The sequence below is a fragment of the Vibrio sp. 10N.222.46.A1 genome, assembly GCF_041473595.1.
GTDB lineage: Bacteria > Pseudomonadota > Gammaproteobacteria > Enterobacterales > Vibrionaceae > Vibrio > Vibrio tasmaniensis_A.
The window spans coordinates 1-535 of the sequence record NZ_JBFRSN010001453.1; the positions used below are offsets into that span (position 1 = coordinate 1).

Sequence of the window (535 nt, forward strand, 5' to 3'; positions counted from 1 at the left end):
AATGAATATTGATTTGACCAGAAAAAGGCGTCAAACCGAGAACTGAACGCAGCAAAGAGGTTTTGCCACCGCCGTTTGGCCCCATGATCACATGGCACTCACCCGCTTTAAGCTCTAGCGTGATATCATCAAGAATCACGTTATTGTCGTATTGCAGACCGAGTTGGTTAATTGAAATCGATGGACCTTGCATTACGCCTTCCCACTTTTAGCCTGGTTAGCCGCAGCAAATTTCATGGCTTCGATTAACGTTTCTAAGTTCTTCTTCATCTCAACTTCTACCTTATCGTCTTGATACTCACCGTGCGTCATGTGAGAGAAACGGTAAAGCTGAACGCCTGTTTCTGCTTCAATCGTGTCAACAAAGCGGTTTGGCATGTTTAGCTCGTAGAACAGAACATCAATGCCTGATGCGCGGATTTTCTCGATCGTATCTTGCAGTTGGCTCGCACTTGGTTCAACACCGTGTGCAGGCTCAATCACCGCCGCAACATCCACACCAAACTCTTGAAGGATATAGCCATAAGCATTGTGC

The 535-nt window shown here is 46.2% G+C and carries 2 protein-coding genes; both read right to left on the minus strand.

Annotated elements, in window-relative coordinates; genetic code table 11:
• On the minus strand, positions 1 to 193 hold a 193-nt coding region (locus AB4496_RS27315; protein ID WP_372133087.1), incomplete at its 3' end, for an ATP-binding cassette domain-containing protein.
• A partial coding sequence (locus AB4496_RS27320; protein ID WP_372133089.1) for a metal ABC transporter solute-binding protein, Zn/Mn family occupies positions 193 to 535 on the minus strand: 343 nt, incomplete at its 5' end. The genes AB4496_RS27320 and AB4496_RS27315, both read right to left, overlap by 1 nt.